The organism is Methylophilus medardicus (assembly GCF_006363955.1).
In the GTDB taxonomy this organism is placed as follows: domain Bacteria; phylum Pseudomonadota; class Gammaproteobacteria; order Burkholderiales; family Methylophilaceae; genus Methylophilus; species Methylophilus medardensis.
The window spans coordinates 1,785,452-1,810,931 of sequence record NZ_CP040948.1 but is presented as its reverse complement, the minus strand read 5'-3'; the positions used below and the strand labels follow the sequence as shown (position 1 = coordinate 1,810,931).

Annotated in this window: 16 protein-coding genes; 4 read left to right on the top strand and 12 right to left on the bottom strand. The window is 49.1% G+C overall.

The window, feature by feature from the left end; genetic code table 11:
- The 3 genes from FIT99_RS08580 (at position 1) to FIT99_RS08570 (ending at position 7,682) form a co-directional block, all read left to right on the top strand.
- The gene (locus FIT99_RS08580) at positions 1–1,296 is read left to right on the top strand and encodes an McrC family protein (protein WP_140003909.1); all 1,296 of its coding nucleotides are present in this window, start codon (positions 1–3) and stop codon (positions 1,294–1,296) included.
- A 70-nt stretch (positions 1,297–1,366) separates the two neighbouring features.
- Entirely contained in the window at positions 1,367–5,974 is a 4,608-nt protein-coding gene (locus FIT99_RS08575; protein ID WP_140003908.1) for a DUF3883 domain-containing protein, read from the top strand.
- 1 nt (position 5,975) lies between these two features.
- Complete coding sequence (locus tag FIT99_RS08570; RefSeq protein WP_140003907.1) at positions 5,976–7,682, top strand: nuclease-related domain-containing DEAD/DEAH box helicase; 1,707 nt, start codon at positions 5,976–5,978, stop codon at positions 7,680–7,682.
- A 287-nt stretch (positions 7,683–7,969) separates the two neighbouring features.
- On the opposite strand, the gene FIT99_RS08565 is transcribed toward FIT99_RS08570, so the two are convergent.
- Positions 7,970–9,076, bottom strand: a complete 1,107-nt coding sequence (locus tag FIT99_RS08565) for an NADH:flavin oxidoreductase/NADH oxidase (protein ID WP_140003906.1) — start codon at positions 9,074–9,076, stop codon at positions 7,970–7,972.
- 113 nt (positions 9,077–9,189) lie between these two features.
- On the opposite strand from FIT99_RS08565, the gene FIT99_RS08560 reads away from it, so the two are divergent.
- Positions 9,190–9,501 carry an ArsR/SmtB family transcription factor gene (locus FIT99_RS08560; RefSeq protein WP_140003905.1) on the top strand — a complete coding sequence of 104 codons (312 nt, stop codon included), beginning with the start codon at positions 9,190–9,192 and terminating at the stop codon, positions 9,499–9,501.
- A gap of 191 nt (positions 9,502–9,692) precedes the next feature.
- Here FIT99_RS08560 and FIT99_RS08555 read toward each other — a convergent pair whose 3' ends face one another.
- The 11 genes from FIT99_RS08555 to FIT99_RS08505 all read right to left on the bottom strand — a co-directional run bounded on the left by FIT99_RS08555 (position 9,693) and on the right by FIT99_RS08505 (position 25,277).
- The gene (locus FIT99_RS08555; RefSeq protein WP_223261157.1) at positions 9,693–12,458 is read right to left on the bottom strand and encodes a nitrate reductase; all 2,766 of its coding nucleotides are present in this window, start codon (positions 12,456–12,458) and stop codon (positions 9,693–9,695) included.
- A 21-nt stretch (positions 12,459–12,479) separates the two neighbouring features.
- Positions 12,480–12,791: a nitrite reductase small subunit NirD gene (nirD, locus tag FIT99_RS08550; protein ID WP_140003904.1), complete on the bottom strand. Its 312-nt coding sequence runs from the start codon at positions 12,789–12,791 to the stop codon at positions 12,480–12,482.
- Positions 12,792–12,823: 32 nt separating this feature from the next.
- Positions 12,824–14,512, bottom strand: a complete 1,689-nt coding sequence (locus FIT99_RS08545) for a bifunctional protein-serine/threonine kinase/phosphatase (RefSeq protein WP_140003903.1) — start codon at positions 14,510–14,512, stop codon at positions 12,824–12,826.
- Positions 14,513–14,541: 29 nt separating this feature from the next.
- Positions 14,542–15,753, bottom strand: coding sequence for a nitrate/nitrite transporter (locus FIT99_RS08540; protein WP_140003902.1), 1,212 nt, complete (start codon positions 15,751–15,753; stop codon positions 14,542–14,544).
- 49 nt (positions 15,754–15,802) lie between these two features.
- Complete coding sequence (gene nirB, locus FIT99_RS08535; RefSeq protein ID WP_140003901.1) at positions 15,803–18,229, bottom strand: nitrite reductase large subunit NirB; 2,427 nt, start codon at positions 18,227–18,229, stop codon at positions 15,803–15,805.
- An 18-nt stretch (positions 18,230–18,247) separates the two neighbouring features.
- On the bottom strand, positions 18,248–19,033 hold the full coding sequence (gene cobA / locus FIT99_RS08530; protein WP_140003900.1) for a uroporphyrinogen-III C-methyltransferase: 786 nt from the start codon (positions 19,031–19,033) through the stop codon (positions 18,248–18,250).
- 23 nt (positions 19,034–19,056) lie between these two features.
- A complete protein-coding gene (locus FIT99_RS08525) occupies positions 19,057–20,493 on the bottom strand; it encodes an alginate export family protein (RefSeq protein ID WP_140003899.1) in 1,437 nt (478 codons plus the stop codon).
- Between the two features lie 85 nt (positions 20,494–20,578).
- Positions 20,579–21,388 carry an ABC transporter ATP-binding protein gene (locus tag FIT99_RS08520; RefSeq protein WP_140003898.1) on the bottom strand — a complete coding sequence of 270 codons (810 nt, stop codon included), beginning with the start codon at positions 21,386–21,388 and terminating at the stop codon, positions 20,579–20,581.
- Positions 21,389–21,407: 19 nt separating this feature from the next.
- The gene (ntrB, locus tag FIT99_RS08515) at positions 21,408–22,316 is read right to left on the bottom strand and encodes a nitrate ABC transporter permease (protein WP_140003897.1); all 909 of its coding nucleotides are present in this window, start codon (positions 22,314–22,316) and stop codon (positions 21,408–21,410) included.
- 19 nt (positions 22,317–22,335) lie between these two features.
- Complete coding sequence (locus tag FIT99_RS08510; protein WP_396652208.1) at positions 22,336–23,649, bottom strand: CmpA/NrtA family ABC transporter substrate-binding protein; 1,314 nt, start codon at positions 23,647–23,649, stop codon at positions 22,336–22,338.
- A 356-nt stretch (positions 23,650–24,005) separates the two neighbouring features.
- Positions 24,006–25,277 (bottom strand): nitrate regulatory protein, encoded by a 1,272-nt coding sequence (locus FIT99_RS08505; RefSeq protein ID WP_140003896.1) that lies wholly within the window; start codon positions 25,275–25,277, stop codon positions 24,006–24,008.
- Between the last annotated feature and the right edge of the window lie 203 nt (positions 25,278–25,480).

Below are 25,480 nucleotides of genomic sequence, written 5' to 3'. Positions count from 1 at the left end.
ATGATACAAGTACGTGAAAGAGCATTGATTACAAGCTCGCAAGATCACTTTGGATCATTAGATTTGGGCATCGTATCGCAAGCTACTTATAATTGGTTGCTCGAATTGCATGCTAGCTGGAATAGTAAAGCACCTATTCTTCAGCAAAATGGCAAACAATTTTTAAGGCTCAATAGTTATGTTGGCATCTTACAAAGTCCAACTGGTGAAGTTATCGAGATATTGCCAAAAACTCAGGAAGGTATGCCTTCAGACCCAGAGCTGACCGAACTAAGACAGCTTATGCAACGCATGTTGATGACAGCGTTGTCACTCAAGCCACGCGAGTCTGGGCGAGCCGCGTTAGACTCTACCAACACACCCATTCATGAGTGGATTTTTGCTCAGTTCTTAGGGGAGTTATTAACGCTTTATCGCAAAGGTTTGAAACATGATTATGTTCGTGTTGAAGAAGATAGTCGGTTTATTCGTGGTCAAATTGATCTTACTAAGCAGCTTAGAAAATCACCGGATAAATCTAATTGGTTCAATATTCGGCATGACGTTTATAGTCCAGAAAGAATTGAAAATAAACTGCTTAAAACAGCAGTAATGTTTATCTTGAAACTAACGAAATCGCCACAGAATTGGCGATTTGCAAATGAGCTATCTCATTACTTGGCGGAAATTCCAAGCCTATTAAATCCAGAGAAATATGTAGCCAAGTGGCAACATAATCGATTTATGTTGCAATATGAGCACGTGTTTCCATGGTGCGAAATCATCATTCAAAACTTCAATCCAAGCTTCCAGGTAGGTTCTAAAGAAGGAATAAGCTTCTTATTTTCGATGGAAAAGTTGTTTGAAATTTATGTTGCTACAAATTTAAGTAAGCAAATTTCAAAGCCGAATTATTTAAAGGTACAAGCATCCTCTCAGTACTTCGTTAATCACCAACCTTTGAATAATTTGGAGAATCAAAACTGGTTCCAGCTTCAGCCAGATTTAATGGTGGTATCGCATGACCAAAGAAATGTGTTGGATACGAAATGGAAGTTGCTTAATAGCAAGTTGAATAGCTCAAATGATAAGTATCAATTAAGCCAAGGAGATTTTTATCAGTTATTTGCTTATGGTCACAAATATATGGGTGGGCAAGGCCACATGATGTTGATTTATCCAGCCCACAAAGATTTCATGGAACCTTTATCTATTTTCAGTTTTAATGAAGAGTTGCATTTATGGGTAGTGCCTTTTGATTTGGTCAGCTGCAAATTGGTAAGTGGTACTTGGAACATACACATACCCATTCATTGAACTGAATAAAATTTACAAGGTTTGTGGCGATTCAAAAAATTCAAAATTTATTTAATGTTGTGAGTTAGATATGCATGATAAGAAAGCTCTTGTTGAGCGAATCCGTCGTGAGGAATTTGGCATCGGCGTCGAATTGCAAGGCGAAGCGAAGATAGTTGTCGAAAATATGCGACGTAAATATCGCAACTTACTGGCCACCGTCGCCGAGGATCTAAACTCTAAAGAGTCTCATTTTATTCTTGAGCTTATTCAGAATGCTGACGACAATACTTATAATCCCGAGATTGATCCAAGTCTTACATTTACACTAGACGGCAACAGGCTAGTTGTGAAAAATAATGAAATCGGATTTGAAGAAAAAAACGTCCGTGCACTATGCTCAGCAGGTGAAAGTTCCAAGAAAGCCGAGAAAAGAAAAGGTTACATCGGTGAAAAGGGTATCGGCTTTAAATCTATCTTCAAGGTAACGGATTCGCCAGAGATTCATTCTAATGGGTATCATTTCCGATTTGATAGATCAAATCCTCAGGACTTGCTGGGCTACGTCGTTCCTCATTGGCATGAGCCTGACATAAAGCTAGACGATAGAACCACGTTAATTATCCCTGCTAAGGCTAAACATTCTTTTTCAATTTCATCATTATCAGACATCAGCGACACATTGCTGCTTTTTCTGCAGAAGTTGCGAAAACTTGAAATTGAAACCAACGAGGGTCTGATTAGCTTTCAGCGCACCGACCAAGGCGCTGTTACAACACTAGTAACTATAAAACCTAATGAAGAAGAGAAGTGCCAGATTTTTTTGCGCAAATCTTTCAAGGTAGACATGAGTGACATTCATGAGCCAAAACGTGACGGCATCAATGAAACTGAAATCGTGCTCGCCTTCCCAATTGATGAATCAGGAAAAGCAGCCCCAACTCACGGCTGCGAAACTTTTGCTTTTCTTCCAATCCGAGAGTTTGGCTTTAAGTTCTATATTCAGGCAGATTTCGTTCTCGCATCAAGTCGCGAGGGAATTCATGAAGAGTTAGAGTGGAATAAACGTCTACGCGATTCAATATCTTCTGCATTTTTGGATGCAATCCATGAGTTCAAACAACGTCCAGAATTAGCAACGACCTATTTTAATTACCTTCCAATTAAGGAAGATATTCACGATAAGTTTTTTGCTCCAGTCATTGATCATTTAATCAAAGAACTTAAATCCATCGAGTGTATTCCGGTAGCCGGAGGGGGCTGGAAAAAGCCTGCGGAAGTTCTGTTGGCATCTGAAAAAATGAGAGGGCTTTTTACTTCAGAAGATGCTCTGATAGTTTTCGATGCTGATTACTTGGCAAATGGATTTTCATTACCTAAAGCATTTAAAGACTCTCTTGGGTTCATAAACTTGACAGTACAAGATGTCGCTTCTGTTTTTATTAAGCATGCAGATTGGCTAAAAGAACGTGAATTGGAGTGGAAAGCTCTTTTTTATACATATCTCGCTTATGATGGCCATCGAGCCAGCATGGTAAAGGAACTAGAAAAAGTACCATGTATTCCTTTAGAGAGCGGTGAGTTCATAACGCCATCTAATCAAACTGTTTTTTTTCCATTGCATACAGGTAAGAAGTATGGATTCGAACATGAGTTATCAATTTTAAATTCAGAATTACTCAATGAGGCTCTAAAGTCTTCACAAGATGTTATGAAGCTTTTCAATGAGCTTGGTATAAAGCACGACAAACCTATTGAGCTAATTCATTCGCACATTCTTAAGCTTCACGCAACCAATTCATGGAAGAGCTCAGATTACGCTGCGTTGATTGGTCATGTGCGCTACATCAAAGATAAGCTCCCTCAGTACCTCGCCTCAGCACTAGAAAATGGTCAACAGGAGTCTGCAGCCATCTCTCAACTTTCAAAAGGGATATATATAGGTACAAAGGATAAGACGAACGAAACATGGCGATTTGCTCGTTCCGAAGAACTCTATCTTGGTAAGGAATTTAATCCTACTTTTGACTTAGAAAACCTAATAGGGGATGAGTTATCACCAACTTTGTTCGTTTCTCCTAACTACATGAAAAGTTCTAGAACTATCAATGGTTTGGAAAAACAGGAGCAAGATATTTCCGAGTGGCGAGATTTCTTTGCAAAAATTGGCATAAACATTACGCCAAGGGTTTCGAGGTTCGACTCTGGCAATGTAGCTTGCAGTGATGAACTTAGCGCCTTGCTACAATCACCAAAAGCAGCCGTTCGTCGAGCTACGTTAGAGGCATTAGATCGCAACTGGAATTTATATCCAAGTCAAACAACTTATACATATAAATCTGGGAGAAGTTGGAACTCGGCAACAACTAGTCTTGTATCTAAGCTCAGACAGGTAGTCGTTCCAACTCGAAAACATGTTCAAGTAACTCTTAGTTTAGCATACGCAGATAATGAAGAAATCAGATCAGTACTTGGTAATGGAGTGTTGTTCGTTGAAGCCAAACTACAAAATCACGACTTCATGGACGCATGCGGCATTACCTATAAGGTAGATGCTGAAGCATGCTTTAAACGCCTCCGGCAAATAAAGTCTGAGGATATAAGGGATCGCGATCAATTAGCACGAATTTATCGTTACCTAGAAAGGCTGTGGGATAAAGAAAGAGCGTCCATTCAGGCTGGATTCTCAAAGGAAGGACTTATAAGAGTTGGCAGAGGCGATTCTGCAAAGTGGGTAGTTCCTGATGAAGCCTGTTGGAAATCCACAGGAAATAAATATTTTGATAAGTTTTTTCCACCTCTGGATGTGGCATTCCGAGATTTTCATGGTTTCTTTGTAATAAAGTTAAAGGTACCAGAAGCACTATACATTGAGAACTGGCTGGAGGGTCTAAAGAGAATTGATGAAGTGGATGAAGCTGATCGACAAGAGTTTGCGCTATTTATATATCGTAGATTGAGTTCTATGATTGACTCCGACAATATGCCGGATTGGTTGGACGACCTAGATTTCTATTCTCTTCTGCTTAACAGACGCGGCGAGATGGTAGATAAATCTGAGCATCTTTACGCTGACGATCGACCAGAACTATCCAAGCTATTTGAGGATGAGGAAGAAGTTTCTTTCTTGAATGTTATGTCTTCGCAGATTCCATCAGTGAGCACGCTATTGAATGCTCTGGAAATACAACGTGTTTCTGATGTAATCAATATTGAAGTCCCAGAAGACATCGGTGGCGAAATTAACAATCGACTTACAGCCAAGCTAAGGGAAATGCTTATACCTATCGCAAGAGTCATTCACGAACAAAGTCATGCATCCTTTAAGGAAAATATTAAAAATGGTCTGTTCAACGATTTGAGCAATACAATTGTGATAGATGTTGAGTCGCTCTCCTTAAAAGTAACACTGGGAGAATGGTCAAAAGTAACATCAGGTCAGTCGGCATCACGTCAAAAAGAAATATTGCTTGACTCAAGCACTCGCTCAAAACATGACTACGTGGCCAGGGAGTTAGACAAGCTTCTTTTAAAGAGTCGCAGAGGTGCAGAGGGATACTTTGGTCGCATCCTAATGGCCGAGGACATAGAAGACGCCAATGAGTACTTAAAAATAAACAGCATCCCCATGTTACCTGAAGACGAAATGGATGCTCTATTTCAATCAAGAGGACCTCTTGAAGTCGAAGTTGTTGAGCCAATTGATGAAAATTTCATAAACGCCGATACCGTTGAAGTTACTGGTGATGCCTCTAGGAAAGCATATTCAAGCTCAAATGATTATCCGATTAATTACGATCGGAGTGAGCGCTTGCCTAAAATTGAGCATGAAGAAGATGATGGCAGTCAAGCTGTTGCAAATGCCCGAGCTGCTAATCATGAGGAAAGACCTAAACATGATGATGCTAAAACCAAAAATGAGATCAAAAGCAGTCAATCGCAAAATGTGACCCCTGACATCGAGCAAGAAAATAAAACTTCTGATGGTATGGGGAGCTACAGGCATTCATCTACAACCTATGAGCCTCAAACTCATCACAAAGAAAATCATCCCAAGCAAAAAACAACAACAAAATCTGGCCGTTTGCTCAGTTATGCGGAACCTACGACTTCGAAAAATGAGCCATCAGTTTCCCCAGATTCCGCATCATCTGACCGTAAAAAAGCTATTGAACGCGCTGCAATTGATTACTTTATTGTCAATGCAGCTAATCAATGGAGAAAAGTTGAAGAGATGCCACCAAACAACCCAGGTTTCGATTTTCTTGCTGAAGCATTCAATGGGAGCCAAGAATATATCGAAATCAAGGGTCAAAGTGGAGCATGGACGGAAGAAGGGGTAGCGCTGACTCCAACAGAACTGCGTACAGCCATCCATCATGGTGAGCGCTATTGGCTCTGCGTTGTCGAGTACGCACAAGATGAGGGTCGCCGCCGTCTATGGTTAGTGCAAAATCCATTCGGAAAAGCGGATCAATTCCGTTTCGATCGCGGCTGGCAAGACGTTGCTAACCGAAATACAAATAAATCGATGAGTCCTGCAGCTGGCCTATACGTGACTAATCCTGAATTTGGAAAAGCCAAAATTCTTGAAGTCATAGGTACTGGGGTGCTTACAAAGTTGCGACTTGAATTTGAAGACAAAAGAGTAGAGACAAAAATGTTCAGTCCTGCAACAATGACTGTGAGCGAGGACTGATATGGCAAGAATGATTCCTGGGATGACTGATGAGCAGCTTAGAAATATACAGTCGAAGGCCGAAGCAAAGTTTTACCGAGCTTGCAGAGAGCAGCTCCCAGATGATGTGTTGGTAATTCATTCTGTAGGGTGGATTTACCGAGATGACCACGGTCGATTGAGAGAAGGTGAGGCAGACTTCACGGTCATTTCTCCAAATGCAGGTATTCTAACAATAGAGGTTAAAGGTGGTGGTGTTGCCTTTGATGCTGAGACAGGAAGCTGGCATTCAATCGACCGTCATCACAACCGCAATAAGATCAAAGATCCATTCCGTCAGGCTTCCAAAGAGCGTCACTCTATAAAGGATCAGCTGGTAGGCAGCACGTTATGGAAAGATTGGCGAGGAAAGCGCTTTACCTTGGGTCACGCAGTTATGCTACCAGATGTGCATGATGCTCGCCCACTCCTTTCACCAGAGAGAAGAATCGAGTTTGTTGGGATTGATAAGGACATGCAGGCGTTAAGCGCATGGATCTCTCGCGTTTATGGTTTCTGGCGTAGTGGGGAGGATCAGCCACTAGGTAATCAGGGAGTTGAACTTGTTCAGAGAATCCTCTGCGGTTCGTCTGAAGTACTGCCTGCACTTAAGTCATACCTCGACGATGCTGAGCAAACTCGGATAAGACTTACTGCAGGGCAATCTAAGATTCTAAGAACAATCGGAGGTAGAAAAAAAGCCATTATTTCCGGTGGTGCGGGTACTGGTAAAACACTGATTGCTGTGGAGAAAGCACGACAGTTGGCAGCACAAGGATTAGATGTTCTCTTGCTTTGCTATAACCGGCCTCTAGCCGACGCTATTTCAAGGGGGTTGGGCGATACCCAGAACATTTCTGCAATGAGCTTTCATCAGCTTTGCGAGCTTCGAATGCAAAAGGTTCAAAAGCTTCATAATCGCAATCTTCGCCAAGAGGCATCAGATGCATACCCCGGAAACAGCGATAAACATAAATATGAATTTCAGATGCCATTTGCTTTAGCTCTCTCGAACGAAATTTTGGATGAAAAATTTGATGCGTTACTAATCGATGAGGCACAAGACTTCAGCAGCGACTATTGGCTAGCCATGGATGGCTTATTAAAAAATTATGACGCGGGTCATCTTTATATTTTTTTAGATGAGAATCAGTCACTATACCGAAGACCCGCTGAGCTCCCTATTACAGATGAGCCATTTTACTTGGCAGCTAATTGCCGCAATACAGCGCAAATTCATCGGTGTGGCTACGCATATTACTCTGGTGAAGATGTGGATGAACCTGATTTGAATGGTCAAGAAATAAAACGTATTTCTGTAGAGAGCGATTCATCTCAAGCGAATGAAATCTCCAGGATTATTATTGGACTTCTATCTCAAGGTGTTCGTCCAGAAGACATCGTGGTTCTATTGGCAAAACAACCAAAAAACTACTTATACGAATTGCTAAAAGCTCACAAATTAACGCCAAGCACTGAGTGGAGTGAAGGTACAGTTGGTCGAAAAAACGCCATACTTGTAGATACCGTTGCTCGTTTCAAAGGGCTAGAAGCACCTGTTGTGATTTTGTGGTTAGGTGATGAAATTATAGATGTCGGTTATCAGGAGTTACTGTATGTTGGGATAACGAGAGCCAAGTCATTACTTTTTGTCGTGGGTTCAAAACGTACACTTCCACTAATCGGTTAAGTACTCTCAGAGAAAGGCTATTTCTAATCAGATGTTGAGAATATAACAATATTCTTTAAAAAAATATCACCGCTTAGTAGAGCTAGTTTTGAGCAAATAAAGCTTAAATTGTCCGACCTACTTTAATATAGTTTTTCTTAATTATTAGTATAACTAAATCAATGGGTTACGAGATCATTTCCGACGGACTTAATTATCTATAACCAATATTCCTTAAGCAGCGCATTTGCTGTTTACATAAATAAACCTGCCCAAGAGGCAGGTTTATTTTATTGGGGCATGTAGCATTACGCTTCTGTCGGGCTTCTGTATCTGGCTAGCCAGTGTGCGTAGGGCGCTGGTAATACCCAAGCAGGGTTTTCTTGATGTAGCGCTTTTGCTGCAAAGTAGGGCCAATGCGGGTTTTCGAGGTGTGCACGGCCGATCATGGCGAGGTCTAGTTTTGCTTGTCTGATCGCATTATCTGCCAGCGTCGGTGCACCAAAGCCCCAAGCAGAGGACACTGGGATGTCGGCTTCGAGCCGCACGCGTTGCGCGATAGGCGCCAAAAAGGCGGGACCCCATGGAATGTTGGTCTCCGGAATAGTAAAACCGACGCTGACGCTCAGCATATCCAAGCCACGTGCGCGCCAGGCTTTTACTAACTCAATAGATTCACTCAAGGTCGCTTCATCGTTGCCATCATATTCAATCACGCCAAAACGTGCGGTGAGCGGCAGGTGCTCAGGCCAAACTTCGCGGATGGCCTCTAGCGTTTCGAGGGTGAAGCGCGAACGGTTTTCAACGCTGCCCCCATATTGATCGGTGCGCTGATTCGAATGCGCCGAGGTAAAGCTTTGCCCCAAGTAACCATGCGCAAAGTGGATTTCGAGCCACTCAAAACCTGCTGCCAGTGCTCGTTTTGCAGCGGCGACAAAATCGTTTTTTACACGCTGAATATCGGCGATGCTCATCTCTTTGGGGACTCTTGGCAAGTCGCCCCCGAAGGCAATCGCAGAGGGGGCAATCGGTTGCCAAGCACGCGGATCGTTTTCCGGCAGGTGGTCATCGCCTTCCCACGGTTTGTTAGCGCTGGCTTTGCGCCCGGCATGGGCGATCTGAATGCCAGGCACCGCACCGGTAGCTTTGATGGCAGCCGCAATCTCGCGCAGTTTTTCTGCTTGGGTGTCATTCCACAGGCCTAAGCAACCCGGAGTGATGCGACCCTCTGGGGCTACGCCGGTGGCCTCGACAATCACCAATCCGCTACCGCCGCGGGCCAATGTGGCGTAATGGGCCCTATGCCAATCATTGGCGAGACCGTCTTCGGCCATATATTGGCACATTGGCGGCACAGCAATCCGGTTTCTGAGGGTGACGTCTTTCAGTGTGTAGCTTGAAAATAAATCTGCCATGGTGTTCCTTTCATTCAGTTGATCATAAAAGCAGGGCTTGTGCTTGTTAACTTCTATAGTTCGAATATAATCGAACTATAGAATAATATCAACAGCTATGTTAAATTTTAACCATGCGACAAATTAAACATCCCAGTTTGGATCAGGTTGAATTAACAGACATTATGTACGCGCTGTCAGATCCAACGCGTTTGGAAATCGTCGGGCGCTTGGCACAGGCAGGGCGTAAGATGACCTGCGGTGAACTAGACTTAAACCGTCCTAAATCCAGTATGTCGCATCACTTTAAAATTCTGCGTGCGGCAGGCTTGGTGGAGACGCTGATTGAGGGCACTGAGCATATGAATGCGCTCAGAGTGGGTGAGATTGAGCAGAAGTTTCCCGGCGTATTGCAATCGGTATTGCGCGCACTGAATCCATCGTAACTTATCCGCGGCATTGAAATGGCGCTGGCAAGCTGCCGCGTGCGCCTACCCGTTGCAACTACCACGCCGCTTAAATCCTCAGCCACGCAATCACAATAGCTAGTCAGTGATGTTTGATTCAATTGATTTTTTTCGAGCTCATCATTAGCGAGGCGGCTTAACTAGTTGTTTGGTTGACTGGCGAGCGCCGTTTAACCATGATTTTTTCCATATTGGTTGACCAATCGAAGCAACTCGGGCTTGCATGAACCGCAACTGGTGCCGCACTTGAGCTTTGCCTGCAAAGTTGCTAGATCGGCGCCCATCTGACAGGTGTCGATAATTTCATTTTCAGACACATCTAGGCAATTGCACACAATTTTTCCGCGCGTTTTTTGCCCGGTGGGCGGTGCAGCCAGCGGCGCTAAGGCCCATTTGCGCACGGCGTCGGTAAATGCACCCTCAACCATGACTTGTTTCAGCCACTCGGCGGCCAGTGTTTCACCAATCAATCTGACGCCGGTCACTTGTGCGGCTTCAACCAAAATACGTTTGCTGATGCCGCGTTTCACGTCATCCAGCTGCAACATAGGCGCACCTTCTACCATGCCCAGCAAGCCGTCGAGCGTGGCAATCAGCGACGCGTCCGGTGCCGTTTTATGGGCGACGCGTAAGATGAGCATGCCATCGCCACGTCCATACAAGCCAAGGGTGGCATAGTCAAATTTTGCCAGCATCGGGCGGATGTCAGCCATTAAATGGGGCTGATTACACTTGCGCATCACCGTCATTTGCCAAGGCAACTGGAGTTTTTCAACATTGACCGCAGTGTGTTTGAGCTCTGGTTGCTTGGAGTTTTTATCAAAGGCTGAGGGCATCAGTGCATTCACGCCTAAGCCTTGCATGTGCTGGCTTCCCCAGTGCATCGGAATAAACAGTTCAGCCGGTTTCACTTCGTTGGATTGTTGTACCTTAATCACCAAATTGCCACGTTTGTTACGAATGTTGACGATGTCGCCATTTTTGATTTGTCGGCGCTGCATATCATCGGCATGCATAGACACCACAGGTTCTTCGGCATGTTGATAGAGCTGTGCCAAGGTGCCCGTGCGGCTCATGCCGTGCCACTGATCCCGCAAGCGACCAGTGAGTAGGTGAAATGGATGGCGGGCATCTGGTTTGTCTGCGGTGCCTTTGTAAACGGCGCGCATAAACTGTGCCTTGCCGCTCGCAGTTTGAAACACGCCATCGCCATACAGACGCGCCTGGCCTTGCGTGGCCCCCGCTTTAAAAGGCCATTGTTGTGGACCTTGCGTTTCCAGAATGTGATAGCTCAGCCCTGAAATGTCGAGATCACGCTCTCGTGTGGTTTCACGGTGTTCATTAAAAATGCTTTCTGTATCGGGATACTGAAAAAGCAAGTTGGCTTTGCCAAGTTTTCGTTCCAGTCTTTGCGCAAAGTCGACCACGGTTTCCCAGTCATGGCGGGTTTCACCGGGGTTGGGGACCGCTTGGCGCACTCTTGTGATGCGACGCTCTGAGTTCGTCACCGTGCCTTCTTTTTCTCCCCAAGTGGTCGCTGGTAACACCACATCAGCATAGGCATTGCTCTCGGTGTTGTTAAAAGCATCTTGTAACACCACCAGTTCGGCATGTTGCAAGGCAGATAGCACTGGATTTAAATCGGGCATTGAGTGCGCAGGGTTGGTGCAGGCAATCCAAATGGCTTTAATCTCGCCCGTTTTTAGCGCTTCAAACATTTCGACCGCCGTTTTGCCGGGCTGCGCCGGCACCTCGGGTATGCCCCACAACTGCGCCACTTCGGCACGGTGTGCTGCGTTGGCCAAATCGCGATGACCAGATAACAGGTTGGCCATGCCACCGACCTCACGACCCCCCATGGCATTGGGCTGGCCGGTGAGAGAGAACGGACCTGCGCCTGGGATGCCAATTTGGCCAGTAGCTAAATGCAAGTTAATCAAAGCGGCATTTTTTTCAGTGCCGTGGATCGATTGATTCAGCCCCATACAATACAGGGACAAGGTGGGGCCAGCCCCGAACCACTTGGCTGCCTGAATAATGTCTTTTTCGCCGATGCCGCAGATATCGGCTACCATTTTTGGCGTGTATTCGCGCACGGTTTCTTTGAGCGCTTCGAAGCCTTCGGTATGGTGGCGGATATAGGCCATATCGAGCAGACCTTCCCACAACATCACATGCAGCAAACCATTAAACAGGGCAACATCGGTGCCGGGCAAAATGGCCAGATGTAAGTCGGCAAATTGCGCGGTGTCGGTGCGACGCGGATCAACCACGACCACCTTGAGCGCTGGATTTTTAGCTTTGGCATCCTCAATGCGGCGGAACAGCACCGGATGCGCAAACGCTGTGTTCGAGCCGGCAATAAACAGACAATTGGTCTGTTCGATATCCTCATAACAGGCGGGTGGCGCATCGGCACCCAGCGTGGCTTTGTAGCCTGCCACGGCAGAGCTCATGCACAAGCGGGAATTTGTATCGACGTTGTTGGTACCAATGAGCCCTTTGGCCAGCTTATTAAAAACGTAATAGTCTTCGGTTAACAATTGGCCCGATATGTAAAATGCAACCGCATCCGGGCCATGCGTTTGAATAATGTCCGCAAAGCGGTCGACCACATGGTCTAACGCGGTATCCCAATCCACGCGATCGCGCGGCAAGTCACGTGAGAGGCGCCGCTCGGGATAAAGCGCGCGTGCATCCAGCTTGGTAGTCAGGTGCAGCGTTGCGCCTTTGGAGCACAAGCGACCGGCATTGGCAGGATGTTCAGGATCCCCCTTCACGTCGACGATCTGCTTACCTTCGCTGGTAATGATGACGCCACAGCCCACCCCGCAATAACAGCAAGTGCTCCGCGTCTCTTTGCGCGTGGGATAAAACGTGACCGGCGCAGTAGAGACGGCGCTGGAGGTGGGTGGGCGCGGTGACGGTTGCATCATAAAATGGTCTTGCATCTTTGATTAAGGATTGAGTTGTAGATAAACATCGCCGTTTTCAATTTTCACCGCAAAACACGCCGTCTGCCCGACATCCGGCTCTTCAGCTTTGCCATCCACCAAGCTGATTTTCCAGCTGTGTAATGGGCAGGCGACTTTATCGCCATAGACCATGCCTTGTGACAACGGCCCGCCCTTGTGCGGGCAACGGTTGTTTAGCGCAAACACTCGGTCGTCATCGGTACGAAACACGCCGATGTCGACCTCACCATGGCGTACGACGCGTGCACCCAGCACCGGGATTTCGTTCATCGGGCAGATTTTAGTCCAGCTCATTTTTTTCCTCTTTTGTTGCAGTAATACCGATCTCAAGAGACCAGTAACAAGTAAATCAGTAATAGGTTGATGCAAAGTGAGATGATGGCCAGCCATTGCCATTTCACTAGTCGTGCGCGTTCGATCAGCGGGGTACGTGGAATCACAATCGGTTTTAACTCGCCATGTTCCAGTGCGAGCAACATTTCTTCGGCGGTTTCAAAACGCTGATCCGGTTTTCGGGCAATCGCTTTAAGAATAATGTTTTCAAGCCAGGCCGGAATCTCTGGACGATAGCGACTGGGCCGTATCGGCTCACCAAAGCGGGGCGATTGAAAAGGCTCTACCTCGCCATAGGGATATTTGCGTGTGAGTAAGTGATAGAGCGTGACGCCGGCGGCATAGATATCGGCTTGTCGATCAGCCAGTTTTCCTTCAAATAACTCAGGCGCCATAAAACTTGGCGTGCCGGGATTGTCGATTTGTGCAGGCATGGCTAATGTGCTGTTAAGTGCTACGCCCAAGTCGAGAATACGGAGGCGATTGTCGCTGCCCATATGAATATTGGCGGGTTTGATGTCACGGTGCACGATATTTAACCGATGCAGCATACTCAGCCCGCGCATCAGATCTTGGCCGATATTGGCCACGCCATTGATGCTGAAATGGTGTCCGGCATTCAAACGCTGTTGCAGGGTGGCGCCTTCATGCCAAGTCATCACGTAATAGAGCGCGGTGCGCTGCTCACGGCTTAGGGGTAATATTTGTGGCACACACTGCGACACCACCCGCTTGGCCAGCCACTCTTCGTTGAGCAGCGCCTCACAACTGGCGGGGTCGTCGGCCCGGCTGGCCTGCAAGGTTTTTAATACAAACAACTGGCCAGCTGGATTTTTAACCTGATAGAGCAGGCTAACGCGCGAATCGTGGAGAATTTGCGTGATGGTAAAACCGTCGAGTTGGTCGCCGATGGCCAGTTTTGGTGGTAAGGGCAGGCTTAAAGCATCCGCAAGCATATCGGTGAGATGATCGTCACCCAACTGATCAACCCTTACGACCACGGCAGAGGCGTTGTCTTGCCCCCCTTTTTCTAAAGCTAGACGGCTCAGTGCTTCTGCCATCAGTTGAGGCGTGTGATATAGCATCAAGACCTTATGAATATCAGCATCCCCCAGCGCCGCCCATACCCCATCGCTCACAATGGCATACACGTCACCAGTTTGCAGCAAGCCCTCGGCATAATCCACACTGAGCTGATCATCCAAGCCGACTGCTCGTTTGAGCACGTGGCGCATATCGGGTCTGTCCCACACATGATCCGTGGTCAGGCACTGTAGCGATTGCGCACGCAACCGATAAATGCGCGAGTCGCCGACATGCGCCAGTACGTAACGCTGTCCGCGCAATACCAGCAGCGAGAGCGTGGTGGCCATACCTGCCATGTGTTGATGCTTGCGGGCCTGTGATAACACCCAGCGATTGGCCGCCAGCAAAACTTTGTCCAAAGCATGCTGTATGGTCCAAGTGTCCGGCGTGGCATAGTAGTCCGCGCAGAGCGTGCGTATGGTCATTTCTGCCGCTTCGGCCCCACCCGCGCCGCCACTAATGCCATCTGCCACGGCCAGCAAGGCGCCTTTAATTTCTAATTGCGCATCCGCAGGCGTGACTAAGCCAATATAGTCCTCGTTACGAGGTCTAGGCCCAGTCACACTGCATTCACCGCTACTGAAGCGCAATTTCATCACTGTTTCCGTTGTTGGCTGGGGATGGACTAAATTTTAGCGCGCGTGACAGAGGCAGCACCCCAAGTGGTGCGCCAGCGATGCTTCACGCGAGACAACCCAACCAGTGCCAGCATCGCCAAACCTGCAAAGACCGCTAAACCCACCTGATAGCTGCCTGTGAGTTGTTTAGAATACCCGAGGCTGGACGCGAGGTAAAAGCCTCCGACGCCGCCTGCCATGCCGACCAGCCCGGTCATGACGCCAATCTCTCGACGGAAACGTTGTGGCACTAATTGGAACACCGCGCCATTGCCCATGCCGAGCGCAGCCATGGCCAACACCACCACGGCCAAGCCCGCAAGTTGCGTGTGCATGCCAACGCTTAAGGTGAACAAGAAAATAGCCGCTAGTACATACATGGCGCTCAATGTGCGGATGCCGCCCATACGGTCAGCCAGCAAGCCACCAAATGGCCGCACCAAGGAGCCTGCGAAGACACAGGCCGCCGTAAAGTAACCAGCATGCACAGGGTCGAGGCCATATTGGTCATGAAAATACAGCGTGAGTGATGAAGCCATGCCTACAAAGCCGCCAAAGGTCACACTGTAAAAAAACATAAACCACCAGGCGTCGTGGTCTTTAAGCACGGCCAAGTACTGGGACAAGGATTTAGCGGCTGGCGTATCCGGCGCATCTTTGGCAAACACGGTATAAACCACAAGCGCAATTAGTAGCGGAATCAGCGCCAAGCCAAACACATTGCTCCATCCAAAAGCCACTGCCAGCCCTGGGGCAAATAACGCGGCTAATGCAGTACCTGAGTTGCCAGCACCCGCAATGCCAAGTGCAGTCCCCTGATGCTCGGGTGGATACCAGCGGGAAGCCAGTGGCAACGCCACTGCAAATGCAGCGCCGGCAAACCCTAAAAACATGCCCAATAACAGCGCTTGCTGGTAGCTATGAATGCCATGCAGCCAAGCGGTGAGCAGGGCGGCAATGACGATGACTTGACCGATTAGGCCGGCTTTTTTCGGTTTGAGCTGATCAACCAGCACGCCCATGACAATGCGTAACAGGGCGCCAGTCAATACCGGCGTTGCCACCATCAAGCCTTTTTGTGCCGGATTCAATTGCAGATCCGCTGCGATTTGCACCGCGAGCGGGCCGAGCATGACCCATACCATGAAACTGAGGTCAAAATAAAAGAAGGCTGAAAACAGTGTCGGTTTATGGCCGACTTCCCAAAAGCTTTTTTGCATGATGTCTCCCGGGGCGTGCGATCAGATTGTCGCACGCCAGATCAATGAATTACACGGTAATCGTGTCGAACTCTTTGTGCTGGTCACGATGATTGACGCGCTCAGCCCAAGGATCTACCGAACCTTGTAATGCGTACAACAGTCGTTCAAAGGCCGCTTTGCGTCCCTCGGCATCTTCTACTACGCGTTTTTTCACATAGTCTAGCCCGATGCGCTCAATCCAATGCACGGTGCGGTCGAGGTAACGCGCTTCTTCGCGGTAGATTTGGATAAAGGCGCCTGAGAACTCGATCACTTCTTCAGCCGTTTTGACTTTGCATAAAAACTGCGCAACTTCGGTTTTGATACCGCCGTTGCCGCCGACATAAATTTCCCAGCCAGAATCCACCCCAATAATGCCAACATCTTTGATCCCGGATTCTGCACAATTACGTGGGCAGCCAGACACGGCAAATTTGACTTTGTGTGGTGCCCACATGTGGTCAAAGGCTTTTTCGATATCGATGCCCAATTGCGTGGAGTTTTGCGTGCCAAAGCGGCAGAACTCCGAGCCGACACAGGTTTTGACGGTACGAATCGATTTGCCATAAGCGTAGCCGGAGGGCATATCCAGATCGGCCCACATATTGGTTAAATCTTCTTTTTTGACGCCAAGCAAGTCAATCCGCTGACCGCCGGTGACCTTCACCATCGGCACCTTGTACTTATCTGCTACATCGGCAATTTTGCGCAGTTGATCTGAGGAGGTCACGCCGCCATACATGCGCGGAATCACTGAATAGGTGCCGTCTTTTTGGATGTTGGCGTGCACCCGTTCATTAATAAAGCGTGATTGTGGGTCATCTTTGGCCTCATGTGGCCAGGTGGAGATCAGGTAATAGTTTAGGGCGGGTCTACACGTCGCGCAGCCATTAGGCGTTTTCCAGCCCATGCCTTTCATCGCATTGGGGATGCTCAGGTAGCGATGTTTTCGAATCTCCTCACGCACTTCTTCATGGTTAAAATCTGTGCAACCACACACCGCTTTGCTTGAAGATGGCGGCGCATAGCCACCACCAAGGGTGGAGGCGAGAATTTGCTCGACCAACCCGGTACAACTGCCGCAGCTAGAGCCGGCTTTGGTCTGCTTCTTGACATCATCGAGCGTGAACAAGCCTTTTTCTTGAATCGCTTTTACGATGGTGCCTTTGCATACGCCATTACAGCCGCAGACTTCCATCGCGTCTGTCATGGTCGACACCTTGTCCTGGCCTTGGTGACCGGTATTGCCCAAGCTGTCTTGCCCAAACATTAAATGATCGCGGATCTCGTGTATGGGTTTTTTGTCGCGCAACAGCTGAAAATACCAAGCGCCATCGGTGGTGTCGCCGTAAAGTACCGCACCGATAATGGCATCATCTTTGATCACCAGTTTTTTGTATACGCCGCCGACGGCGTCGTGTAGCAAGATTTCTTCGGCATCATCACTGCCCATGAAGTCGCCCGCAGAGAATAAATCAATGCCAGTCACTTTTAGTTTGGTGGACGTGACCGACCCTTTATACAGCCCAATCCCAAAGTTAGCCAAATGGGTGGCGCACACTTTGGCCATTTCAAATAGCGGCGCGACCAAACCGTAGGCAATGCCACGATGGCTGACGCATTCCCCCACAGCATAGACGCGAGGGTCAAAGGTTTGCATGGTATCGTTGACGACGATACCGCGGTTGCAATAGATGCCTGCTGATTCCGCCAGCGCATAGTTGGGGCGGATACCCACGGCCATCACCACCAGGTCGGCGGCGATTTCTTGGCCATCTTTGAAGCGGATAGCCACGACACGGCCGTCTTTGCCTAATAGTTGTTCAGTATCTTTTTGCAGCAAAAATTTCAGCCCACGGGCTTCGAGCGATTTTTGCAACATCTTGCCTGACGTGCGGTCTAGCTGGCGCTCAAGCAACCATTCATTTTTGTGTACGACGGTCACGTCCATGCCCTGAATCTTAAGGCCATTGGCGGCCTCTAGTCCGAGTAAGCCGCCACCAATCACCACTGCGTGTTGGTATTGCTTGGCGGCGGCGATCATGTCGTTGGTATCTTTGATGTCGCGATAGCCCAGCACCCCTTGCAAATCTGCACCGGGGATAGGCAACATGAACGGCTTGGAGCCTGTGGCCAACAAAAGGCGATCATAGTCGACGGTAATGCCGTTTTCGGTGGTGACACGACGCGCGACGCGGTCGATGTTGTTTACGCGTGCGCTGGTGTGCAGCGTGATCTGGTGCTCGGCATACCACTCACGGCTGTTGAGAATGATGTCATCAATGGTTTGCTCATTGGCTAGCACCGGTGACAACATAATACGGTTGTAATTGGGGTAGGGCTCATCGCCAAACACGGTGATGTCATACATGTCGGGGGCGATTTTGAGCAGTTCTTCCACTGCGCGCATCCCTGCCATGCCGTTACCGACCACTACCAGTTTCTGTTTCATCATCAAATCGCTCCTTTTTACTTAAGCTGCATTGGCTACGCTGAGCCAGCTTTGCAGTTGGTCTTGCCAGTCTTGTGTTTGTTGCGTAGTTTTAGCGAGGGTGACCACTTCGCCAACCACGATAATCGCTGGGCTTTTCAACTGTTGTGTGTGTGCCAGATAGGGCATCGCTTGCAGTGACGACACCACGGCACGTTGCTGCGGGCGGGTGCAGTTTTCGACCACCATGCAGGGCATCTCCGGCGACATGCCTGCTTGGATGAGGCCGCGACTAATCTCAGGCAAGTGCTGCATCCCCATGTAAACCACCAAGGTGGTCTGCGTTGCGACGAGCGCCGCCCATGGCAGCGGTTCACCATCTTGGGTATGGCCTGTTATCAGCGTGACGCCATGGTTCAGCCCGCGATGGGTGACGGGCACCTCCATGCTGGCGCAGGCGCTTAAGCCACTGGTCAGGCCGGGAATCACCTCATACGGCACATTGGCTGCTCGCAAGGCGAGCATTTCTTCCCCGCCCCGCCCAAATACAAAAGGATCTCCCCCTTTAAGCCGCACCACGGTTTGTCCTTGCGCTGCCAACGCCACCAACATCCGGTTAATAAAGTGTTGTGGAGTAGACTTGCAGCCGCCGCGTTTGCCTACCGGCACAATGCGTGCCTGCGGACAGTGCGCGAGCAAGGCTGGATTGACTAAGTCATCGACCAGCACCACCTCCGCTTGCTGCAAGGCCTTGAGCGCCTTGAGCGTGATAAGCTCCGGGTCGCCGGGTCCGGCGCCAACGAGATAGACTTTTGCGGTCGCGGTCATTGCACTGTCCTTGGGTGGGTCAATTAAAAGGTGTACATGGCGGTCAGCCATAGTTTTTCGGTGTCACGGATACGGCCGCGGGTGCCCGCCGCATTACTGGTGGTGTTGGCCGCAGCCGCAAAGTGATCGTCTTCACTAAATTTGCCGTACTCCAATTTGGTCATCCAGTTTTTATCCACATTCCAAGTCATCGCTGCGTTCCATTCTGTGCCGTAGCGGTTGCCAGTGCGGCTTGCGCCCCCATTCACCGTGTAGAAATCCTCATCGGAGGCGAGCACGTGATAATCGGCAAAAAAGACCACATCTCCGTAGCGGTAGGTGGCGGTGACAAAGCTGTCTTTGATGCCAGCGCGCGGCGTCACCAGAAACTTATCTACCCAGCCTTGAAACAGGTGATTGGTGCCAAAAGGGGTTTGAAAAGCGAATTGATTTTTGTTGCTGGAGAGCAGTTCTTGATCAATGCGCACATTGAAGTTATCGATGCCAAAGCCGCCGCCAAGCTTGTAGTAATGAGCGTCGATGCGGTCATCGCCGCCTTTGTAATCAGACTGTTTGGCATATTCTGCGGTGTAATGCGCACGGTAATTAGGCGTAAACGGGTGGGTGCCATCTAGCCGAATACCAAAGGTTTTGTTGGATTGGTCTGCTGCCAAGTTAGCCGCACCGGTGCCGAACCAGGCATTGCCCATCCCCAGATTGTCGAAGGCACTCAGATAGCCGTATCCCACCAAAAACTCTGTAGGCGAGAGCCGGTAACGGGCATTGATAATCTCGAGGTTGCCGTTACGCTCGGTGGTGAAAATCTGGTTCACTTTTTCAAAGTGCGCAACAAACAACTCAGTATCCGGTATGGTTTTGTTAAACACAGAGACCCCGTCGAACACCTGCATCACTTGACGGAAAGCGATGTCACCAATAAAGCGTACGTTGTCGAGGTTCACCTGTTGGCGCCCGGCGCGGACACGGGTGTTTTTAATGCCGGTCCAGTCTACGTATAACTGATTGATATCGGTGTGATCAGGATCTACGACCTTGGCATAAGCAATACGGTTGTTCTGGTTAGAGGCGCCATTGGTACGAAAGCCATTGGTGCCATCGTTAAAATCATCGTCTAGCTTGCTGACATTGATCAACTGCGCAGCGATGCTCCAGTTATGAAAGGGGGCGGTTTGCCAACCGATCAAGCTACGCAATGTCAATGCGTTGGCATCTTTGATGTCTTCCGCACGGGTTGGATTGAGACTGTTCGCCGCGTTACTCAGATTGTTTGGTTGCAAACCATCTTGTTGTACATATTCATAACGCAATCTAAAACTGGTCATGTTTTTACCGGTTTTAATCGCATCCATAAACGTGTATTCGGGCAGTAATTCTTCTTCTGCCAAGGCGGGTGTGCTCAAGGCCGCCAGTAAGATCGCCATTGAAACTTGACGCAGGCGTGGCTGTGGGTTAGCGTTCATGTGTTGCTCCTTTATGCAATGGGGGGTAACCATACTTCGATGAGGTATGCGGTGCTGGCGGGTGTCCGCCCGTCAGCACCCCTTTTTAGGCCGCCTTTTTGGCGTGCCGCTCATACAAAAACTTCAATACTTCGCTGCGTAGATGGGTGTAGGCAGGGTCTTCAACCAGCGCCAGACGATTGCGTGGGCGAGGCAAGTCCACTGGCAAAATTTCACCGATGGTGGCCGCAGGCCCGTTGGTCATCATGACGATGCGGTCGGAGAGCAATACGGCTTCGTCTACATCATGGGTAACCATTACAGCCGTACACCCTGAGCGCGCCATAATGGTCATCAACTCGTCTTGTAACCCGGCGCGGGTGAGTGCATCCAGTGCGCCAAACGGTTCATCTAACAGCAGCACTTTGGGTTCCATGGCTAATGCACGCGCAATGCCGACGCGTTGTTTCATGCCGCCAGAGATCTCAGTGGGGCGTTTTTCCGTGGCATGGCTGAGTCCGACCAGTGCCAGTGCCGCATGGGTGCGGTCCGCCAGTTGGGATTTGCTCTCTTGGTCAGCAAATACGCGCTCAACTGCAAGATAGACATTGTCGAAACAGCTCAACCAAGGTAGCAAAGAATGATTTTGGAACACCACTGCCCGCTCGGGGCCAGGCTTGGCAATTTCGCGTCCGGCGCAAAATAGATAACCCTCGCTCGGTTGCAGCAAGCCTGCAATCAGATTGAGCACGGTTGATTTACCGCAGCCGGAGTGGCCGATAATCGAAATGAACTCGCCTTCTTGGATAGACAGGTTGATGTCTTTGAGCGCCTGAAAACTGCCTTTTTTAGTTTGAAAAGTCATATTGACGTTTTCAATCAGCACATAACGGTCTTGCAAACCACTGGTCGTCATAACAATTCCTTTTTACGTATTATTCGTAGCTGTAGCGTTTTGCCAGCAGCACCAGGCACTGCTCTAGCAGCAAGCCGACAATGCCAACAATGAAAATGGCGATGATGATGTGCTCCACATTCAAGTTGTTCCATTCATCCCATACCCAAAAGCCAATCCCCAGCCCACCCGTGAGCATTTCTGCAGCCACAATCACCAGCCAAGCAGCGCCCATGGCAAGCCTGACGCCTGTCATGAGATAGGGCATCACAGAGGGCAGCAAGATTTTGGTGACGACTTTCCATTCGGACAGGTTGAGCACCTTGGCCACATTCATATAATCTTGCGGGACTTTGCTGACGCCAACCGCGGTATTGATCACCATTGGCCAGACGGCGGTGATAAAAATGACCCAAATCGCCGCAGGGTCGGCTGCTTTAAACACCAACAAGCCAATCGGTAGCCATGCCAGCGGTGAGACAGGTTTGAGCAGGCTGATAATGGGTGCGGCCATTCTGGACATGAAGTGATAGCGGCCAATGATGAAGCCCATCGGAATACCCACGATGGCAGCGAGTCCAAACCCTGTCGCCACCCGTTTGAGCGAACTGAGAATGTTCCAGCCAATGCCCATGTCGTTTGGGTTGTTGATGTAAAAAGGGTCACTGAACAGCACCACTGCGGCATGCCAAGTGCTGAGTGGCCCCGGTAATCCTTGGGTTAATGCGGCCACCACCGCCCAAATCGCCGCAAATATCATTAAGCCAATCACAGGCGGCAACCCCCATTCAAACACACGACGGAAAGTTGCCGCCCATGCGGCGCCTTTGGGCGCGCTGGTGCTGGTAGCCGTGGTTGAGAGAGGGGTAACCACCGCCATCACAGGTTGCGCAGAGGCAGTTTTCACAGCCTGCGCGCTTTTTTCTTGCTTTAAACTAACCACGTTCATGGTGCGTCTCCTTTGACGATTAGGCTTTTACCTTGAAACTATTGGCATAAGCTTTGGGATCTTTTGCATCCCACACCACGCCATCCATGAGCTTGCTTGTGCGCATGACGTCAACCGGCACATTGATGCCCAGTGACTTGGCCGCCTCGGTATAAATATCAATGCGGTTGACCTTTTTCGCCACGCCTAAGTAATCCGGGTCGGACTTGAGTAGCCCCCAGCGCTTGTGCTGGGTGAGAAACCACATGCCGTCAGACAGGTAAGGGAAGTTCACCTTGCCATCATTGAAAAACTTCATGTAATTAGGGTCTTCCCATTTTTTCCCGATGCCATTGTCATAGTGACCCAAGAAGCGCCCCTCAATCACCTCTTCCGGTGCGTTCACATAGGCTTTCCCTGCAATCAATTTGGCCACTTCAGGGCGGTTTTTGGTCGCATCTATGTAGCGGCAGGCCTCCAAAATCGCTTTGGTGAGTGCTAAGGCCGTATTCGGGTGTTTGGTCACAAACTCCGCCGTGGTGCCCAACACTTTTTCCGGATGATCGGTCCAGATGTCTTGTGTGGTCGCGACCGTGAAACCAATTTTGTCGTAGATAGCACGCGCGTTCCATGGCTCGCCTACGCAATAGCCGTCCATATTGCCGATACGCATATTGGCGACCATCTGTGGCGGGGGGACAACGATGGTTTTCACATCTTGCATCGGATTGATGCCGTAACTGGCTAGCCAGTAATACAACCACATGGCATGCGTGCCGGTGGGAAACGTCTGGGCAAAGGTAAAGTCTCGGTTTTCGTTTTCAAGCAGGCGCTTGAGGGTAGCGCCGCTGGTGACGCCTTTCTCTTTAAGCTGGTTGGCCAAGGTGATGCCCTGACCGTTATTGTTTAAAGTCATGAGAATGTTCATGTCTTTTTGTTGACCCCCAATGCCCAGTTGAACCCCATAAATCAGGCCATAGAGGACATGGGCCGCATGCAGCTCGCCATTGACCATTTTGTCGCGCACCCCAGCCCAAGAAGCTTCTTTGGACGGGATGATTTTGATGCCATATTTTTTATCAAACCCCATTTGCGCGGCGACAACAATCGGGGCACAGTCAGTCAGGGGAATAAAACCCACTTTGACTTCGGTGATCTCTGGCGCATCAGAACCTGCAGCCCATGCCTGGCTGCGAATGGCAGCCGGTACCATATTCATCATGGCAGCCGCGCCAAAGGCGCCCGCCATGGCCTGACGGAAAAAGTCGCGCCGCGTATGATCTACCGGCGTCGCGGCGGTCGGCAGATCAATGTCAGAGGGGGTGTCGACGGTAGGTTTGTCAGTACTGCGCATAAGGGCTCCTGAAAAGAGTGATTCACGGGAAATAAAAAACAAAAAAGGCGTCCTGAATGCAGACTTTTTTGTCTACACTCAGGACGCCTTTGTCCAGTATTGCCAACCAGTTCGGTTGATAAGAGTAATGTTTACCCGACGCAGTGATCGCCATTGATCAGTGGTCGGTAAGCTCGTTGGTCTTGTTCAGACGTCACTGCTTAAATAAACGTTAGCAAATGGCATGCCAACGCGGAACTTTTTATTAAGGGACTGATTTTGATTGGTTTTTTGTTTTTATTTCGCAGCCTAAGCGGCGTTTGATGCCAACTTGATGCGCACCATTCGGGTGCGGATGCACCATTAACATGGGTTGGTTATTGCGGTAGTTTGTGTTGAAGCAGAATGTTTTCTGCCACATCAATGATTTTGCGTTTTTGTTCCATGGCGGTACTCCGCATGCTTTTGTAAGCCTCCACCTCGCTCAGGCCCAAGTTGCTCATGAGTAGGCCTTTCGCCCGTTCTATTTGCTTTCTTTCAGTGAGGGCTTTTTTGGTGTCTGATAACTCTGACTCTACCTCTGCAATGTGCTGCGACTGTTGCTGTAACAAAGACAGCACTGACTCTATCGGGTAGGGTTGGTTGGGATGGTGGCTCAAAAAGGCATAGGCATTCTCTACCGGAATAGACAGGTTAAAAAACGTGCTATCGGGCTTAGTCGGGCTGCTCTTGCGTTGTAGTTGCTGCAAATATTGACGGGTTTTTTCCAAATCCTGACGGGCGCTTTCTACCAATGCGTTGAGCATATGATGCATGTCTTGAATCAGCAGACATTGAATTTGCCAGAGTTCGGTCAAGCGTTGGCTACAAAGCTCAAACCAGATATCTGCATCTTTGGCCTGCAACGACTGCTCCGGTTTGGCAAGCGTAAGTCGTGTTTGATATTGTTGATAGGTGCGCTGCGTATCTGACACCCTCGCCAAAGCCCAGGCATCACGTAACGTCGGCGTGGCGAATTGGCAGAACGACTCAAAATGGCGCTCTTGTAGTGCAATGAGTTCCATCAATTTTTGCTGATGCGCTAACTGCAACCTGCCGGAACCAAACAAATAAGCACCAACTGCACGTTCTTGGCCCGCAAACTCTTTGCCCTGCACCAAGTTGTAGAGGGCTAATAGACTGCTTGAAATCTTGGTGTTGACCGTATTGTCGGTGATTTCAAAGATTAAGGAGATGAGGCTGCCGATGAGGCGCGTAAACGATTGTATGCAGTCTTCAAATGAAATTTGGTGCAAGGTGACTTGATGGCGCAATGCCGTGAGTTGATCAAAGCCCAGCAATATCCAAGAGACCAGTGTCAATTGTTTGGCGTCGGCTTGTGGATTGGCATGCAGGTGGCGTTGCAGTGCCTGCTTAAAGCGGTGATCTAGCGGACTGTTTTGTGCCACGAGATCGGCACGCTCCCTGGCAAAATGTTGCCCGGTCGAAGCCAGATAGAGACAACTGGCGCCACGTTCAGCCTGAATTTGATGCACCATTTGGCCAAGCGTCTCTACAAATTCGGTACAAATTACCAGACGCTCTAACTCTTCGATATGTCTGAGTTTGGCCAAGAGAATGGTTTGTTCGGCGGTGAGATCGGTTTGCATTTGCAAGATTTAAGCAAAAATTGTGCGCGTTTTTAATTCGGCGCGATGATACAGTCATTTCGGCGCATGCGGTGGTGACGCAGCAAATAAAAGTGCGTCGACGCTCAGTTGCAAGCGCATCGCAGTCCAGCGATTAGCCTGCGCTTGCCTTAAAGGGAGTTGATTGCCGATTTGCTAGCGCTGCGTTGTCTGCCAGGCGCTGC

Coding starts and splice junctions, on each gene's coding strand:
- FIT99_RS08580 (WP_140003909.1), top strand. CDS start 1: ATGATACAAGTACGTGAAAGAGCATTGATTACAAGCTCGCAAGATCAC.
- FIT99_RS08575 (WP_140003908.1), top strand. CDS start 1,367: ATGCATGATAAGAAAGCTCTTGTTGAGCGAATCCGTCGTGAGGAATTT.
- FIT99_RS08570 (WP_140003907.1), top strand. CDS start 5,976: ATGGCAAGAATGATTCCTGGGATGACTGATGAGCAGCTTAGAAATATA.
- FIT99_RS08565 (WP_140003906.1), bottom strand. CDS start 9,076: ATGGCAGATTTATTTTCAAGCTACACACTGAAAGACGTCACCCTCAGA.
- FIT99_RS08560 (WP_140003905.1), top strand. CDS start 9,190: ATGCGACAAATTAAACATCCCAGTTTGGATCAGGTTGAATTAACAGAC.
- FIT99_RS08555 (WP_223261157.1), bottom strand. CDS start 12,458: ATGATGCAACCGTCACCGCGCCCACCCACCTCCAGCGCCGTCTCTACT.
- nirD (WP_140003904.1), bottom strand. CDS start 12,791: ATGAGCTGGACTAAAATCTGCCCGATGAACGAAATCCCGGTGCTGGGT.
- FIT99_RS08545 (WP_140003903.1), bottom strand. CDS start 14,512: ATGAAATTGCGCTTCAGTAGCGGTGAATGCAGTGTGACTGGGCCTAGA.
- FIT99_RS08540 (WP_140003902.1), bottom strand. CDS start 15,753: ATGCAAAAAAGCTTTTGGGAAGTCGGCCATAAACCGACACTGTTTTCA.
- nirB (WP_140003901.1), bottom strand. CDS start 18,229: ATGATGAAACAGAAACTGGTAGTGGTCGGTAACGGCATGGCAGGGATG.
- cobA (WP_140003900.1), bottom strand. CDS start 19,033: ATGACCGCGACCGCAAAAGTCTATCTCGTTGGCGCCGGACCCGGCGAC.
- FIT99_RS08525 (WP_140003899.1), bottom strand. CDS start 20,493: ATGAACGCTAACCCACAGCCACGCCTGCGTCAAGTTTCAATGGCGATC.
- FIT99_RS08520 (WP_140003898.1), bottom strand. CDS start 21,388: ATGACGACCAGTGGTTTGCAAGACCGTTATGTGCTGATTGAAAACGTC.
- ntrB (WP_140003897.1), bottom strand. CDS start 22,316: ATGAACGTGGTTAGTTTAAAGCAAGAAAAAAGCGCGCAGGCTGTGAAA.
- FIT99_RS08510 (WP_396652208.1), bottom strand. CDS start 23,649: ATGCGCAGTACTGACAAACCTACCGTCGACACCCCCTCTGACATTGAT.
- FIT99_RS08505 (WP_140003896.1), bottom strand. CDS start 25,277: ATGCAAACCGATCTCACCGCCGAACAAACCATTCTCTTGGCCAAACTC.